This window comes from Kutzneria chonburiensis (assembly GCF_028622115.1).
In the GTDB taxonomy this organism is placed as follows: Bacteria; Actinomycetota; Actinomycetes; order Mycobacteriales; family Pseudonocardiaceae; genus Kutzneria; species Kutzneria chonburiensis.
Genome location: NZ_CP097263.1, coordinates 3,471,400 through 3,487,715 on the forward strand (window position 1 = coordinate 3,471,400; position 16,316 = coordinate 3,487,715).

14 protein-coding genes are annotated in these 16,316 nt (G+C 69.7%); 3 read left to right on the forward strand and 11 right to left on the reverse strand.

Annotated elements, in window-relative coordinates:
- Nucleotides 1-174 precede the first annotated feature (174 nt).
- The 11 genes from M3Q35_RS15505 to M3Q35_RS15555 form a co-directional block, all read right to left on the reverse strand.
- A complete protein-coding gene (locus M3Q35_RS15505; protein ID WP_273942477.1) occupies nt 175-2,184 on the reverse strand; it encodes an ATP-binding protein in 2,010 nt (669 codons plus the stop codon).
- Nucleotides 2,181-3,017, reverse strand: coding sequence for a Pvc16 family protein (locus M3Q35_RS15510; RefSeq protein WP_273942478.1), 837 nt, complete (start codon nt 3,015-3,017; stop codon nt 2,181-2,183). The genes M3Q35_RS15505 and M3Q35_RS15510 overlap by 4 nt, the downstream gene beginning before the upstream one ends.
- On the reverse strand, nt 3,014-4,072 hold the full coding sequence (locus M3Q35_RS15515) for a hypothetical protein (protein ID WP_273942479.1): 1,059 nt from the start codon (nt 4,070-4,072) through the stop codon (nt 3,014-3,016). The genes M3Q35_RS15510 and M3Q35_RS15515 overlap by 4 nt, the downstream gene beginning before the upstream one ends.
- The gene (locus M3Q35_RS15520; RefSeq protein WP_273942480.1) at nt 4,062-4,916 is read right to left on the reverse strand and encodes a T4 family baseplate hub assembly chaperone; all 855 of its coding nucleotides are present in this window, start codon (nt 4,914-4,916) and stop codon (nt 4,062-4,064) included. The genes M3Q35_RS15515 and M3Q35_RS15520 overlap by 11 nt, the downstream gene beginning before the upstream one ends.
- Entirely contained in the window at nt 4,916-5,416 is a 501-nt protein-coding gene (locus tag M3Q35_RS15525) for a phage tail protein (protein WP_273942481.1), read from the reverse strand. The genes M3Q35_RS15520 and M3Q35_RS15525 overlap by 1 nt, the downstream gene beginning before the upstream one ends.
- 23 nt (nt 5,417-5,439) lie before the next feature.
- Nucleotides 5,440-7,371 (reverse strand): phage tail sheath family protein, encoded by a 1,932-nt coding sequence (locus M3Q35_RS15530; RefSeq protein ID WP_273942482.1) that lies wholly within the window; start codon nt 7,369-7,371, stop codon nt 5,440-5,442.
- A gap of 28 nt (nt 7,372-7,399) precedes the next feature.
- On the reverse strand, nt 7,400-7,654 hold the full coding sequence (locus tag M3Q35_RS15535) for a hypothetical protein (protein WP_273942483.1): 255 nt from the start codon (nt 7,652-7,654) through the stop codon (nt 7,400-7,402).
- Between the two features lie 153 nt (nt 7,655-7,807).
- A complete protein-coding gene (locus tag M3Q35_RS15540; protein ID WP_273942484.1) occupies nt 7,808-8,509 on the reverse strand; it encodes a LuxR C-terminal-related transcriptional regulator in 702 nt (233 codons plus the stop codon).
- A gap of 216 nt (nt 8,510-8,725) precedes the next feature.
- A complete protein-coding gene (locus tag M3Q35_RS15545) occupies nt 8,726-11,203 on the reverse strand; it encodes an MMPL family transporter (protein ID WP_273942485.1) in 2,478 nt (825 codons plus the stop codon).
- Nucleotides 11,204-11,234: 31 nt separating this feature from the next.
- Nucleotides 11,235-11,870: a TetR/AcrR family transcriptional regulator gene (locus M3Q35_RS15550; protein WP_273942486.1), complete on the reverse strand. Its 636-nt coding sequence runs from the start codon at nt 11,868-11,870 to the stop codon at nt 11,235-11,237.
- 57 nt (nt 11,871-11,927) lie between these two features.
- Nucleotides 11,928-13,211 carry an ArgE/DapE family deacylase gene (locus M3Q35_RS15555; protein ID WP_273942487.1) on the reverse strand — a complete coding sequence of 428 codons (1,284 nt, stop codon included), beginning with the start codon at nt 13,209-13,211 and terminating at the stop codon, nt 11,928-11,930.
- A gap of 148 nt (nt 13,212-13,359) precedes the next feature.
- Between M3Q35_RS15555 and M3Q35_RS15560 the strand changes: the two genes are divergently transcribed.
- The 3 genes from M3Q35_RS15560 (at nt 13,360) to M3Q35_RS15570 (ending at nt 16,315) form a co-directional block, all read left to right on the forward strand.
- Nucleotides 13,360-13,797, forward strand: coding sequence for an Lrp/AsnC family transcriptional regulator (locus M3Q35_RS15560; RefSeq protein ID WP_273942488.1), 438 nt, complete (start codon nt 13,360-13,362; stop codon nt 13,795-13,797).
- Nucleotides 13,798-13,836: 39 nt separating this feature from the next.
- On the forward strand, nt 13,837-14,379 hold the full coding sequence (locus M3Q35_RS15565; protein WP_273942489.1) for a winged helix-turn-helix transcriptional regulator: 543 nt from the start codon (nt 13,837-13,839) through the stop codon (nt 14,377-14,379).
- A 397-nt stretch (nt 14,380-14,776) separates the two neighbouring features.
- Nucleotides 14,777-16,315, forward strand: coding sequence for a discoidin domain-containing protein (locus M3Q35_RS15570; protein ID WP_273942490.1), 1,539 nt, complete (start codon nt 14,777-14,779; stop codon nt 16,313-16,315).
- Nucleotide 16,316: the final 1 nt, after the last annotated feature.

The window sequence follows — 16,316 nt, forward strand, 5'->3', positions numbered from 1 at the left end:
GCCTCCCCGGCTTCGTCGGCGCCGGGATGCCGGGGAACGCGAAGGTCAGCGCGCGACTGCGGACCAGCTGTTCCGGGTTGAACTGGAACACCACGACCAGCGGCGGCACGCTCAGTCCGAACTCGACGAACGCGCCGCGCAGGATCTTCGGCTTGTTCGGGAAACCGTCGGTCATCAGCTGGCCTCCGCCCAGAGTTTGCCGATCTTGGTGAACTCCTGGCGCATGCCGCGCAGGAGGTGGCCGCGGTCGATGACGCCGCCGTCGGCCGCGGCCAGGAACGCCGCGTTCAGCACGATGTTGCGGATGTTCGCGCCGGTCACGGCGAATTCCCGGGCCAGCCGGTCGAAGTCGACGTCGGCCGCGAGCGGCGCGTTCGGCGGGACCAGCGTGCGCCAGATCCGGGCCCGGTCCTCGGCGTCGGGAAACGGGAACTCCACCACGAAGCGGATCCGGCGGGTGAACGCCTCGTCGATGTTCTGCCGCAGGTTGGTGGCCAGCACGACCACGCCCTCGTGCTCTTCGATCTGCTGGAGCAGGTAGCTGGTCTCGATGTTGGCGTACCGGTCGTGCGCGTCGCTGACCTCGGTGCGCTTGCCGAACAGCGCGTCGGCCTCGTCGAAGAACAGGACGGCGTCGGCCGTGCGGGCCTCGGCGAAGATCCGGGCCAGGTTGCGCTCGGTCTCGCCGACGTACTTGCTGACCACGCCGGACAGGTCCACCTTGTACAGATCGACCGAGAGCTCGCCGGCCAGCACCTCGGCGGCCATCGTCTTGCCGGTGCCGGGCGGCCCGCTGAACAGCACGCTCAACCCCTTGCCGTGGCTGAGTTTGCGGCCGAACCCCCAGCGGTTGAGCACCTGCTCGCGGTGCCGCACCTGGTCCCGGATCTCGCGCAGCGTGTCGACGCGGTCGGCCGGCAGCACGAGGTCGTCCCAACCGGCGCGGCAGTCGACCTTGACCGCGGCGTCGCCCAGCGTCCGGCTGGACTGCCGGCGGCACGCCGCCGACACATCGCCGAGCGTCAGCTCCCCCGGCTCGGTGGCTCGCATCCGGGTGGCCAGCCGAACCGCCGATCGAATCCGGGCCGGCGGCAGCTGGTACCGATTCGCCAGCTCCGCGGCCCAGACCGCCGCGTCACGAGTGTGCGGGGCCAGGTGCTCACGCCAGACGGCTGTCGCACGGTCGGCGTCGGGCAGTGTCACGGCGACCTGGTGCACGTCCATGCCGCCGGTCCACGGCTCCTCGCCGGTGACGAAGACCAGCCGGTGGTACTCGGCCAGCCCGCGAAGGTCCCGCTGGCCGGCGATGTGCACCGCCGCACCCTGCAATACGGCTTCCCGGAACACCCGGCGGAGCACCGAGGAAGGGATGTCGTCGGTGTCCACGCTGATCAGCGGCACCCCGAGCCGGTCGCACGCCTGCACGGCCAGGTCGCGCTTGCCGACACCGACCGGGCCGTGCAGGTAGCAGACCAGGTTCGGCTCGTGTTCGGCCAGGCGGGCCAGCTGGTCGGCCTCGGCCGTGATCTCCGCACCCGCCGGCCGGATGAGCTGGGTGTGGCCGGCCAGCATGGCGTCCAACTCGGTGGAGCCAATGAGAAACTGGCGGATCCGCTGGTCCAGTGCCAGGAACTGGGCCAGGCCCGACGAGCCCGACGGGCTGCCCGGATCATCGACCAGGTGCAGGATGCCGTGCCGCAGCAGCGGCGCCGCCGGTGTGAACAGGGCGGACGCGGACCAGCGCTGGGGTTCGTTGTCGCACAGCAGTTCCAGCACCAGGTCCACGCTCGGGCGCTTGCGGGTGATGTCGTCCTGCGCGTACGCGTAGATCCGGTCGTACTTGCGGCGCAGTTCCGGCGCCAGGCAGATCAGCACCGCGCCGAGCTCGATCCGGTTCAGGCCGAACAACTGGCCCAGCGTGATCAGCGGCAGCTCGCCGCTGGCCTGCACCCGGTCCTCGATCTCCACCGAAAGCTGTTTGAGGGCAACGCCTTCCGCGATCGGCTGGGCCTCGCCGCCGGCGGTCAGCAGCCGGTCGACCTCGGCGCGGCCGATGTAGACGGCCCGTGAGGTCTGACTGGCCTCATCGTGCAATGCCGCGGCGGCCAGGCGCAGGCCGATCAGCAGATCGAGCCGGCGCAGCTCATCGGCCAGGTGCTCGTACGGCGTGCGGTAGCCGATCACGGCGTCACCTCGAAGAGGAAAGTGCGCCGATACAGCTGGGCGACATCGACCCGCAGCTCGTAGAAGCCGGGCTGGAGGTTGGCCGGAATCGTGGCCTGGAACGTGTCCGCGGTCAGCGCCTGGCCGGGCAGCACGGTCTGGCCGTCCAGCGACACGATCGCCCGCCAGCCGGCGAGGTGTGTGCCGGTGAACGTGACGACGGACCCGGCCCGGCCGCTGCCCGGCGTCATGCCGGTGAGCAGCGGCAGGCCTGGCGGCGTCCGGACGTCCGGTACGCCGACGGTGCGGACCCGTGGGGCCAGCGGCTGCGGCGCGGCCTGCTTGGCCAGCTGGACGGTGGACACCTGGTACATCACGGACAGCCGGAACGGTTGCGAGAACGTGGTCCAGATGCCACGCAGCTCCTCGGGGTCGAGGGTGCTGCTGGCGATCTGGAGATCTTCACGGGCGTCGGCCAGGCCGGGGTCGAGGTAGACCGCCGGCACGATCGGGTTCTCGTACAGCACGCGCATCGCCTCGCCCAGGATCTGGTGGGCGGTGGCGTTGCCCTCCTGCGGGTCGTTCGGCGCGTACGGCGTGAGCAGGTAGAACAGGTTCAGCGACAGCGGCGCCGGCACCAGCTGGTTCGGGTTGCCGGCCCGCACGGTGAAGTCCTGGTTCTTCAGGAACTGGTTCTCGGCCAGCTTGTACAGGAACAGGTTGACCCGGCGGGCGCTGCTGGCCTCGTCCGGCGCGAGGATGGTCACGTCCGGCGGCGGGGTCAGGCGCATCTCGCCCACCAGCAGGTTGCGCAGCGAGGCGCTGACCATGCCGATCGCGGTCCCGGCGCTCATCGCGAGATCCGGTTCAGCAGGCGGCCGAGCTGCCGGCGTTCCCAGAACGCCGGCTCTTCCTCGACCGGGGCCGGCGCGCGCACGACCACCAGCCGCGGCGGCGGGGCTACGGCCGGGGCAGGAGGTGGTGGTTCGACCGGAGTCGGCTCGGGCGTCACGGGTGCGGCCGCGGCCGGCCGTACGTAGGGGGCGTCGAAGACCGGGACGTCCACCGGGCGGCGGACGGGTCGGTGCGGCGGCGTGTTCGGCGCGTCGACCGACCGCACGACAACCGGCTGCACGGTCGATCGCTTTCGCACCGGCACGGCCCGAGCGCGCTCCGGCACCACACGAACAGGTTCCTGGAGAGCATGAATCGGCTCCTGGAGAGCACGAGCAGGCTCCGGCGCGGAGGGCGTAGTCTCCAACCAGTCCACAGTGGATGGTACGGTCCATTGTGGAGCAGTGTCGACAATCGCGGCCGGCGAGCGCTTGACCGCCGACGGAGTCTCCACCGGCATCGCAACGGTCACGACTTCCGGCTCGACGGCGGCGCCGGGCTGTGCCACCGGCTGTGCCACCACAGGCGCCGGAACAGTCTGCGGCGCTTGGCTTTCCATCGCGCGCAGCACCGACGCGGCCTGGGGTGCTCGAACTTCCTCCGAAGGAGGAAAGACTGCCGGCGGACGAGCTACTTCGGGTCGCCGGACAGTGGGCTCCGGCGGCAGCACGACCTCGGTCACCAGCGAGCTCGGCACGGCCGTGACCAGAGGCTCGTCCAGGAACACCGGCTCGGGCGCTGCTGCCCGAACGGGCGCGGGGGCCGCGACGACATCGACGTCGTCGACTTCGAAGTTGTCGGTCTCGGCCAACCAGCCCGGCATGTCGGCGAAACCCTGCGGCCGCGGGGCGGCCGCCCGCACGTACCGAAAGCCACCGCGTGGCAGCGTCGACGGAAAGCTGATCCGCACGCCGTTGTCCTCCGGCGCGCCCAGCAGCTCGCGTACCCCGGCGCGGTAGTGGAAAGGCCGTGCGCCGTCGGCCAGGACGCCGCGCAGGAAACCGTCAGGCGCCATGGTTGAGCACCTCGATCGCATCGGCGAGCACGTCGATGTACGTCTGCCGCTTGTCGCGCGTCATCGCCATGATCTCGCTCTCGCTCCAGTGGTAGTGGTAGGCCAGGTAGTGCACTTCCTGGTACAGCAGGGTGTTGTCGGTGCGGAGCTCGCCGAACACGAAGCGGTGGATGTCGAACGGCGCGACGAACGTCCGTCCGCACTCGGCGCAGGCCGCGGCGAGGGTCTGCTCGACCTTCGGCGCGGCCCGCCGCATCCGCTCCTCGATCTCCAGCCGGGTGATCGCCGGCAGGGCGGCGATCCGCTCCGCATCCGGTCGCGCCCCACCGAGATCGAGCACGCACCGCGCCAGCAGCGCGGTCAACGCCTCGGCCTCGTTGACCGCGAGCCGCCCGGACAGCTCCTCCTGGTCGGCCCCGGTCGGCAGCCGGAAGGTGATCTCCTGGCCGTCCTTGAGGGTCTCCGTGTAGTGCGGCGCGCGGTGCGGCGGCGGCTCCACCGGCACGGCGTCGATGGAGAAGTCCACCGACATCCGCTCGCCGCACTCCGTCCACGGGCAGGTCAGGGTGGCCCGGACCTGGTCCCCGAAGGTCGCCCGCCGCAGCTGGAGCAGCAGGTGGTTGCGGTCGGCGACGAGCAGCTGCCGGGTCACCGCCGGGGGCACCGGGCTGATGTCGCCCAGCCGGGAAACGCAACGGCTGAGCACCTCGGTCACCAGGGCCGCCGGCCGGGCGGCGGCCCGCGCGGCCAGCAGCTCCTCCTCCCGACCGGTCAGCGGGGCCAGGTCGAACTCGCGGTGCAGACCGCCGTGCTCGTCCCAGAAGCCACCCGGCAGCAGGCCCATCAGCTCTCCTTGAGCTCGATCACCGACGTGTCGCGCACCCAGCCCTCGTTCTCCAGCTTGATGGTGCTGATCATCACCGCGTTGCCGCCGGCGTCGAGCTGCGGCAGCGCCTGGTACTCCGACACCCAGCAGCGGTAGACGTTGTAGCCCAACACCTTCTGCCCGCCGAGGTTGTAGACCTCGATGGAGATGTCCTTGCGGAATCCGGCCAGCGACATGGCCGCGTCGCCCTGGAAGTTGTTGACCTTGCCGGCCCAGTCCTCGAAGGTGGTGTCGTGGGTGACACCGGCCTCAAGGGTGATCGGGTCGTACTTGGTCTTGCCGGGGATCTGGTGCGGTCCGGCGGCGTCGCCGCCCTCGTACCAGGAGGTGACCTCGGTGGACTTCTTCAGCGCGCTGCACTTGTTCAGGCCGGCCACGTACAGGCCGTCCACCTTGATCTTGAACCGGAACCCCAGGTAGGGGTCGAACCGGGTGGTGTTGACTGAGAACTTCGCCATCTGGCCGTGCTCCTTTCGAATCGTTACGACGCGAGTCCGGCCTGCTGGCTGATCTTGACCACGACGAACTCGGCCGGCTTCAGCGGCGCGAAGCCGACCTGCACGTTGACCACGCCGTTGTCGATGTCGGCCTGGGTGGTGGTCTCCGCGTCGCACTTGACGAAGAACGCCTGCGACGGCGTGGCGCCCTGGAACGCGCCCTGACGGAACAGCGTGGTCATGAACGACCCGATGCTCAGCCGCAGCTGCGCCCACAGCGACTCGTCGTTGGGCTCGAACACCGCCCACTGGATGCCGTTGTAGATGCTGACCCGCAGCATGATGGCGGTGCGGCGGACCGGGACGTAGCGCCACAGCGGGTCGGACGAGATGGTGCGTGCGCCGAAGGACACGATGCCGGAGCCGGCGAAGCGCCGGACCACGTTGATGCCCTTGGGGTTCAGGTTGCCGTGGTCGACATCGGACAGTTCGGCGGTCAGGCCGACCACGCCGTTGAGGCTGGCCTCGGTGCCGGCCGGGGCCTTCCACACGCCGCGGGCCGAGTCGGTGCGGGCGTAGAGCCCGGCGACGTAGCCGGACGGCGGCAACAGGATCGGGTCCCGGGACCGGCCCGTCGGGTCGGTCGCCTTGACCCACGGGAAGTACACGGCCCCATAGGAATTCGCCGTGGTCAGCTTGTTGCGGAAGGTGGTCGCGTCGGACACCTCGTCGTCGAGCTGACCGGTCTCGCCGATGTAGAACATGTCCTGCAGCGGCCGGTTGGCGCAGTAGCCCATGCCCTTGTCGGCCATGGCCGGGGTGGCTTCGCCCGGCACCGCGAGCAGGCTGACGTCGGTGAGGTGGTCGAGCTTGGCGAACCCGTCGGCGAACAGCTGCTCGGTGAAGGTCGCGACGCCGTCCGCGCCGGCGTGCGCCGCGGACACCGGCGCGGCCACGGCCGAATCGCCGACCTGGATCACGGGGGCGTTGACCGGGCGGCGCACCGCGATGCCGTTCTCCGAGCGGCCACCGCCGGCGAGGCCCAGCTTGAGCTGGAACGACGCGTCGTTCGTGGTCGCGGCCTGCACCAGCACCGAGGACGCCGGGTTGGCCGCCGTGCCCGACTGCAGCAGCAGGTTCGGGCCGGCCGGGTCGACCGTGCAGGTGAAGCCGGTGAACGCGGTCGCGTCGGTGGACGTCTTCTTCTTGACCAGTGCCTTGACCGCGGTCTGGATCGCCGCCGCGACGTCGGCCAGCGCCGTCGCGGTGCCGGTCGCCGGCGGCAGCGCCACCTGCTGGTAGCCGTCACCATCCACATTGATCTGGAAGTTGAGGTTGCTGTTGAGCGGCAGCGTCGGGCCGGCGGCGCCGCGGTGCAGGCCGCGCTGGATGCTGGTGTTGGCGGCCAACAGCTGCGCGTTGACCAACGTGGAGCGAGAGCCGAGCACGCTCACCGCGTAGTCGGGCGAAGTCGGGTCGACGCTGAGGTTGTCGAACACCTCCAGCGGAGGCAGGTCCTGCGGGCTGGCCGGCACCACGGCCGGGTCGTCCTGCCGGCGGATGCTCAGCTTGAACGTGTTGCCGGGGTCCAGCGTGCCGTCCTCGACCTGGAGCAGCAACGTGTTGCCCCACAGGCCCTTGTTCTTGGCGCTGAAGGTGAATCCGTTGACGCCGACGCGGTTGTTGAGCGACACGTCGGCGGCCACGGCGTCGCCGCGGGTGACCCGCACGATGTAGCACTGGCGGCCGCCGTTGTTGAAGTACTGGAACACGCTCTGCGCGAGATAGCCGTCGTCGGTGAAGGAACCGTAGCGGCGCTGGAAGTCCGTCCAGCTGGTCACGAGGGTGGCCTCGGTGTCCGGCCCCATCTCGGCCAGCCCGACAAACGCGGCCGTCGACGTGCTGGCGGTGTCCAGCGGTCGCACGCCGCCGGACACCTCCTGGACGTAGACACCCGGATAGCTCACGGTCGCCATGATCGTCTCCTATCGCGATCGAACCTGGTCATTCGCCGGCGTCCTGGCGCTTTCGTGACGGCGCGCGGCCGGGTGCGGCCTCGGCGGCGACCGCCGTCACGTCGATGAGGCCGCGCCGGCGCAGCTTGTCCACCGCGGCGTTGCCGGCCACCTCGGTGTCGGGCAGCTCGTCGGAGTCCTGCCCCGGCGACAGGCGCACGGTCCGTCCGCTGTTCAGCGGCACCAAGATCGGGCCAGCCGTGCGCAGGCTCCTGATCCGCAAGGCCATGTTGCTTCTCCTCATGACGTCACCAGCCGTGAATATGTCCACAAAGGACTATGAGGCGGGCCAGGCCCGGGATCGGGACGAACGGGAGTTCACCGACATGCTCCGCCTGGCGACCAGTCTGCCGTGACCCGGACGGACCGGCATGAATCCCCGAGATCGGGATTGGATCTAGAACCGACCGGATCCCGCGACCAGGTGCAGGGCCGGACCGTCCGACCAGTAGTGCCGGCGGACCGCGGCCACCGCCTCGTCCCGGCCGCGCACGCCCAGCTTCTCCAGGATGTTGTGCACGTGGTTCTTCACCGTGGTCAGCTGGATGTGCAGCAGCCGCGCGATTTCCTTGTTCGAGCAGCCGGATTCGATCAGCGCCACGATCTCCAGCTCACGGCTGGTCAGGCTCGGCCCGGCGGTGGGCCGCCGTTCTCGGGCCAGCGCCGCCAGCCGGCTCACCAGCCCGGCCGCGACGCCGGCCTGGCAGGCGAATTCACCCCGGGTCGCCGACCGCAGGATTTCCACCAGGTCGGCGAAATCGTGGTTGTTGGTGACGTAGCCGGCGATGCCGGCTTCCGCGCAGGCCACCACTTCCGCCGGCCGGTCCGGGATGCCCAGCACCACGCGCGGCACCGCGGTCAGGTCGGTCAGCCGGTGCAGCGCGGCCAGGCCCCGCTCCCCCGCCATGTCACCGGTCATGTCCAGCAGGATCACGTCGGCCCGCGCCCGCTCCAGCAGGTCCGCCGCGTCGTCGACGCCGCTTGCCGTACCGGCCAGTGTCACGTCCGGCGCGGGCGCCATCAGGTGCGCCAACCCCTGGACGTAGACGCGGACCGGCGAGATGACAGCGACACGGATCGGCTGTCTGTCTTCTTCCACCAGGACCCCCAGTCATGTCACGCCACGATGACATGAATGACGCGCCGGTCCGGCGCTGGAATGCCCCGCACCGCCCGTTTCCGCCCGAAAGGGCCGCCGGTCGGTCCCGGTGACGGACCGGTGATGGTCGTGCGGTTGACTGATCGATCCGTTGCAGGACAACAAAAACCGAGCCCTGCTCGCCGATGGCGGGCAGGGCTCGGGTGGGACGGTTGATCAGCTGGAGACGGTCTCCGGTTCGCGTTCGACGACGGGGGCGGTGCCGGGGAGCGGGTGGCTGCGCTCCAGGGCGGCGCCTTCGATGTCGACGTTGGGGAGGATGCGGTCGAGCCAGCGGGGCAGCCACCAGACCGACTTGCCGAACAGGTGCATCAGGGCCGGCACCAACAGCATGCGGACGACGAAGGCGTCGAACAGGACGCCGACGGCCAGGCCGAGGCCGAGGGGGCGGACCATGGTGAGCTCGGAGAAGACGAAGCCGCCGAAGACGGCCACCATGATGATCGCGGCGGCGGTGACGACGGCCCGGCCGTTGCGGAGGCCGGCGGTGACGGCGGCGCGGGCGGGGACGCCGTGGACGAACGCCTCACGCATGCCGGAGACGAGGAACAGCTGGTAGTCCATGGCGAGACCGAACAAGACGCCCATGAGGATGATCGGCGCGAAGTCGAGCACGGGCCCGGGATCGTGCACGCCGAACACGGAGGACAGCCAACCCCACTGGTACACGGCGACGACGGCGCCGAAGGCGGCGAACAGCGAGAGCACGTAGCCGGCGGTGGCGATGAGCGGCACGAGCAGCGACCGGAACACGACGATCATGATGAGCAGCGACAGCCCGACCACGACGATCAGGTACAGCGGCAGCACGTCGAGCAGCTTGTCGGAGACGTCGATGTTGGCGCTGGCCGAGCCGGCGACGCCGAGCGTGATGTCCCCGGACAGCGGCGGCAGCGCGCGGAGCCGGGTCACCAGGTCCGAAGTGGACACACTGGTCGGACCGCCGGCCGGAATGACCTGGAAGGCGAAGAAGTCCTTGCTGTCGGCGACGGCCGCCGGGGCGACCGCGACGACGTCGGGCTGCTTGCTCAGCTCGCCGGCGATGGCGACCTGGGTGGCCAGCACGTCGTCGACCGGCTTGGGGGTCTGCGCGGTGATCAGCAGCGGGCCGTTGACCCCGGTGCCGAACTCGGCCTCGACGGTCTTGAACGTCCGGTACGCGGTGGAATTCGTGGCCTGGGCCGAACCGTCGGGCAGACCGAGTCGCATGGACAGCGCGGGGGCGGCGATCACCAGCAGGGCGCCGATGGCCAGCGCGGCGGTGACCAGGGCGCGCCAGGTCGGCATCGGCTTCGGCGCGGTCTCGGTGTGCTCGTCCCGCCCGATGGTCGCACGGGCGCGCTTGGTCAGCAGGCGCGTCCCGACCAGCCGCATCAGGCCGGCCGGCAGGGTGATCGCGACCAGCACGGCGATGGCCACGCAGACCGCGCCGACGTCGCCCATCACGCCAAGGAACGGGATCCCGGTGACATTGAGCGCCAGCAGCGCGACGATGACCGTGGCGCCGGCGAACACGACCGCGCCGCCGGCGGTGCCGTTGGCCAGGCCGATCGACTCGTGCAGGTCCATGCCGGCCCGCAGCTGCCGGCGATGCCGGTTGATGATGAACAGCGAATAGTCGATGCCGACGGCCAGGCCGAGCATCAGGCCCAGCACCGGCGTCACCGAAGCCATGTCGACCACACCGGAGAAGGCCATCGCACCGGCCACACCGACACCGACGCCGATGAGCGAGGAGATCAACGGCAGCATGGTGGCCAGCAGCGTGCGCAGCATCAGCAGCAGCACGAGGGCGGCCACGATCAGACCGGTGATCTCGCCGGGACCGACGATGCCGTCGGTGGTCTGGGCGATCTCGGCCGAGTAGTCGACCCGCACGCCCGGGATCGACGCGGTGCCGAGCTTGTGGGCCACGGCGTCACGGGCCTCCTGCGGCAGCGAGAACTGGTCGTCGCTGAACATCACGACGCCGGTCGCGGTGGTGCCGTCGGTGGAAACCGTGCGGATCTTGGACGAGAAGTCGAGCAGCTGCTTGCCCTGCTCCAGCGGCTTGGACTTGGTGACGAGCTGGGCCTCGGCCGCGTCCAGCTGCTTGCTCTGCGCGTCCAGCTGGGCCTGCTGCTGGTTGATCTGCGCGAGTACCGCCGCGTTGCCGGCGGCCGCGGTCTTGGAGTCGGTCACGTGCTGCTGTGCCGTGGCGAGCTGTTGCCGGCCGGCGGCGATCTGGGCCTTGCCGTCGTCGACCTGCTTCTGCCCGTCGGCCAGCTGCTTGCGCTGGTCGGTCAGCTGCTGCTGCACGGTGAACGGGTCGACGACGTCGCGCACGTGGTCGTGGCCCTTGAGGCCGGCCAGCAGGTCGCTGACGCCCTTGCGCTGCTCGGGGGTGAACGGCTTGCCGTCCTCGGTCTGGAACGCGACCGTGCCGGCGACGCCGGCCAGGTTCGGCAGCTTCTGCGCCAGCTGCGCCGTGACCTCGGCGGTCTTGGTGCCGGGAATGCTGAAGCTGGAGGCCAGCGTGCCGCCCGCGGTGAAGAACGCGACCACCGCCAGCGCCAGCGCGACTAACCAGAAGGCCAGCACCCGCAACGGGTTTCGGGCCGCGAGGCGGCCGAGTTTGTACAACAACTGTGCCATGGAAGTTGCTCCGGTGTGGGTTGGGGTCGTCTCAGCCCAGGGCCGCGAATCCGTCGCGGAGCTGGACGATGAAGCGGTCGAACAGCTCGTCGAAGAGCTGCCGGGTCGCCGGGGTGTCGGCCAGCGCGGACCGCTCGCTCCAGCGCTTGTGCAGCACGATCAGCCCGCCGAGCAGGCTGGACACCAGGAGCTCGACGTCGAGCTCCGGCACGTTGGGATGCCGGCGGCGGGCCGTGGTCATCAGGTTGTCGCTGACGCTGAGCATCGTGTCGCGGACCACCGCCAGCACCCGCGCGTCCTGGTGGCCCATCGGGCCGAGGATGTGGGTCAGCCGGATCATGGTGTCCAGCAGGTCGATGGACCGCAGCATGGCGGCCAGGTCGTCGAGCAGGTCGGCGTGCGTGCCGTCGGCGACCGGCGGCCCGTCCACCTTCAGGCTGTCGATGGCCTCGCCGAGCAGCACGTTGCCCACCGCGATCAGCAGTTCCTCGGTGGAGTGGAAGTAGTTGAACACGGTCCGGCGGGACACCTCGGCCCGCACCGCCACCTCGTCCACCGACAGGCCCTCGACGCCGCGCTCGGCCAGCAGCTCCGTCGCCACGCGGACGATCCGCCGCCGTCGACGTTCCATGCTGGCCGCTTCGCGACCGTCCAGTGCCCTGGCCATACCTCTACACTAAGTGCAGTTTTGCACTCTGTGCAGTACTGGACGGCGTGGGTCCGGTCACACTCCGCGACCCTGGCTCCCACTATCGAGTGCCCTCAATACGGTGAGAACCAGCGTGCGGGTCACGGTGACGACCTCGGCCAGGGGGACCTGTTCGCGAGGGCCGTGAGCCAGCCGCACGTCACCCGGCCCGAACTGGAGCGTCGGGATGCCGGCGGCGGCGTAGAGCCGGAGATCGCTGCCGTACGGGGCGCCGCATTCCTCGGGCCGCGGCCGTCCGGTGGCGTCCGCACACGCGGTTTGCACCAGATCCCGCAAGGGATCGCCGTCGTTGAGTCGTCCGCTGGCAAACTGACCGCCGGTCCACGCCACCGTTGCCGGATGAGCACGCAACCACGGGTCGGCGGCACACGTCTCGGCGACGCACGACTCCAGCTGTTCCCGGGCCACCGCCGGGTCTTCGCCCAGCCGCACGCCGAGGCGTCCCTCGGCAACGAGCAGGTCCGGCACGCTGCTGGCCCAGTCACCGGCGCACACCTTGCCCACCGACAACGCATACGGCACGCCATAACGCGCCATCAGCGGATCGGGCGTTCGGTTCCGAACGGTTTCCAGTCGGGCCAACGCGGTGTGGATCGGCAGATAGGCGTCGACGGCGCTGACGCCGGCGTCTCGCGTGCTGGCGTGCGTGGCCTGCCCCGGCACCTCGATGCGGAAGGTCAGCGCGCCCGCGTTGGCGGTGATCAGGTTGCCGCTCGTGGGTTCCGTGATGACGCACGCGTCGCCGGTGTGCCCTCGTCGCAGCGTTCCGAACGCCCCCAGGCCGCCATCCTCTTCGCTCACAACACAATGCGCCGCGACCCGGCCCCGTAACCGAACGCCGCTGGCCTTGATCGCCGCGAGCGCGGCGAGATTGGCCACCAGCCCGGCCTTCATGTCGCAGGCGCCGCGTCCGTGCACGACGCCGCCGGCGGCCCGTGGCGTGAACGGATCACCTTCCCAGCGCCCGAGATCGCCGGGCGGCACGACGTCGACGTGCCCCTGGAGGATCATCGTCGGCCCGTCGTCGCCGGTCACGCCGACCAGACCCCAGGCCTCGTCCCTCGGTGCCTCGAAACCCGGGAACTCCGGATCTCCTTGCAGCGCCGGCAGATTCATCGACCAGAGATCGACGTCGAGCCCGAGGTCACGCAGCTTGCACGCCAGCCAGTGCTGCGCCTCCGACTCCGCCGCCGAGCCGGTCACGCTCGGGATCGCCAGCAACTCCAGCAGGGTGGTGGCGATCGCCGTCTCGTCGACCGCTGCCAGGGCGGCGGCTTCGGCTGAGGTGAGAGTGGTCAACGCGCCTCGCTCCGGTCGCACCGACGGGGACTTCAGGGATGCTAAGGCCACACCGGCGACGCAATCAATCACCATAAATTGCCTCTGACCTGCACTTTTTTGCATACCTTGCTACGCTGCGCAGGTTTTGCACCAGGAGAGGACGGTCGTGGACGCCATCGACGAGGGGATCCTCCGCTGCGTTTCGGTCAACGCCCGCAGCACCTACGCCGAGATCGGCGACATCGTCGGCCTCTCCCCCTCGGCGGCCAAGCGGCGCCTGGATCGCCTTGTCGCCGACGGGGTCGTGGCCGGCTTCACCGCCCTGATCAACACGGAGGTGCTCGGCTGGACCGCCGAGGCGTACGTCGAGGTGTACTGCACCGGCAATCCCACGCCGGCCACGCTGCGCCGTGAGCTGGAGGCGATCCCCGAGGTGATCGAGGCCTGCACGGTCTCCGGCGCCGCCGACGCGCTGGTCTACCTGCGCGCCGCCGACATCCCCCACCTCGAGCGGGCGATCCAGCGGCTCCGCGAATGCCGGGTGATCGACCGCACGGAGAGCCGGATCGTGCTTTCGCGACTGATCAACCGACCACGGACGTAACGCGGTTCAGTCAGCGAACCAACGAGGTAGACTGCCGTCATGGCCCTCCCGAGCACCTATGCCGAGCCCAACTGCTCGCTGGCCCGGGCGCTGGAGGTGGTCGGCGAGCGCTGGACGCTGCTGATCGTCCGCGACGCCTTCTTCGGCGTGCGCCGGTTCGGCGACTTCGCCACCCAGCTCAAGATCCCCCGCGCCGTGCTGACCAGCCGGCTGAAGTCCCTGGTGCAGGCGGGCGTGCTCAGCCGTGACGACTCCGACGGCACCGTCGAGTACCGGCTGACCGACCGCGGCCTGGCGCTGTGGCCGGTGATCCGCGCCCTGCTGCACTGGGGCGACGAGACCTACTCCCCCGACGGCGTGAAGCGGGCGCTCTTCCACGACGTCGACGACGGCGTGATCGACCAGGACAACCGCTGCCAGGCGTGCGGGGCAGTGGTGCCGGTGCCGGAGATCCGCATCGAGCCCGGCCCCGGCTACCAGCCGAGCGACGCGGAACTGGACGCGGTGTCGCAGCAGATCACCCAGCCGCGCCGGCTGCTCACCCCGATCACCGCCAGCCGCACACACACCACAAAGGACTGACCCACCCGCGCGAAGGCGGCTTTCCTCCACTCCGAGTGCAGGAAGGCCCCCTTCCCAGCCTGGCCGGCGCGGTATGAGTGTGACTCCGTTGCAGATCCTGCAACGGAAGGAACGCCTGGCCCACAAGGGTTTCTTTCCTCCTGACGCGAACTCGACTTGACCGATTCACGACCGAAAACGTGTCTTGTGCGCTCGATCACGTGTCGCTACAGTCACCGCTAGTTAGGAAAGTTTCTTTACCGTTTACCCGCCGTTCATCTTGGTCCGCCGCCCCGCCGCCGCCGTGCCACCGCCCAGGTCCCTGAAGGAGCGCGACGTGCCTTCCACCCGCCTGCGAAAATTAGGCCGGCTCAGCCCTGTCATCGCCGTCGGCCTGCTGATACCCACCGCGATCGCCGTGTCCGCCGCCCCACGGTTCGCCGATACCCTGCTGTCCCAGGGAAAACCGGTCGCCACCTCGACGGTCGAGAGTTCCTCGTACACCGGCTCGAAGGCGGTGGACGGCAGCGCCACCACCCGCTGGGCCAGCGTCGAGGGCGCGGATCCGCAGTGGCTGCGGATCGACCTCGGCGAAGCCGCGACCATCCATCGTGTCCTGCTCAACTGGGAAGCGGCCTACGCCAAGCAGTACCGCATCGAGATCTCCGACGACGGCACCACCTTCACCACTGTCACCGCCGTCGACAATGGCGACGGGGGAACCGACGACCTCACCAATCTCGACGCCCACGGCCGGTACGTGCGCGTCGTCGGCCTCGCCCGCGGCACCAGCTACGGCTATTCCCTTTGGGAGACCCAGGTTTTCGGCGTCACCGACGCCACGGGCGACACCCAGCCGCCGACCACGCCGACCGGTCTGCAGACCGGCGCCGTCACCGCCACCAGCGTCGACCTGACCTGGCAGCCCGCCACGGACAACGTCGCCGTCGCCGGCTACGACATCCTGCGTGACGGGAAAGTCGTGGCCAGCAGCGATGGTCCGGCCTACACCGACATCGGTCTGGCGGCCAACACCACCTACAGCTACACCGTGCGCAGCCGGGACACCGCCGGCAACATCTCCCCGGCGAGCACGGCCGTCACCGCGCAGACCAAGACCGGCGGCAGCGGCGCGTTCATCCTCGCCGCCGCCGGCGACATCGCCGAGCAGTGCACGTCCAGCGACTCGAACTGCGCGCACCCCAAGACGGCCAAGCAGGTCGCCGCGATGAACCCGGCCGCGGTGATCACCATGGGGGACAACCAGTACGACGACGCCCACCTGTCGGACTACCAGAAGTACTACGCCACGACGTGGGGCAAGTTCAAGGGCATCACCAAGCCCGTGCCGGGCAACCACGACACCTACGATTCGCCCAAGTACAACGGCTACGACACGTACTTCGGCAACGCGGCCAAGCCCAACGGCCAGCGCTACTACAGCTGGGACATGGGCAACTGGCACTTCATCGCGCTGGACTCCACCCAGTTCATGACGCACGACTTCGCCTCCGGCGACTCGGGCGGCGCGGACCAGCTGGCCTGGCTGAAGGACGACCTTGCCAAGAACACCAAGGGCTGTGTCGCCGCCTACTACCACCACCCCCGGTGGAGCTCCGGCGACCACGGCGACAACAAGGACAGCATCGCGCTGTGGACCGCCCTGGTGAACGCCAAGGCCGACCTTGTCCTCAATGGACACGACCACGACTACGAGCGGTTCGTGCCGCAGGACGCCAGCGGCAAGGCCAGCAGCGCCGGGCCGGTGGAGATCGTCGGCGGCTCCGGCGGCGCCGACCTGTACCCGTTGAGCGCCAAGCACGCCACCACGGCAAAGCTGCTCAAGACGTACGGCGTGCTGAAGCTGTCCATGACCGACAGCACCTTCCAGACGCAGCTCATCGGCGTCGACGGCAAGACCCTGGACAGCAGCCCGACCTACACCTGCCACAAGTAGG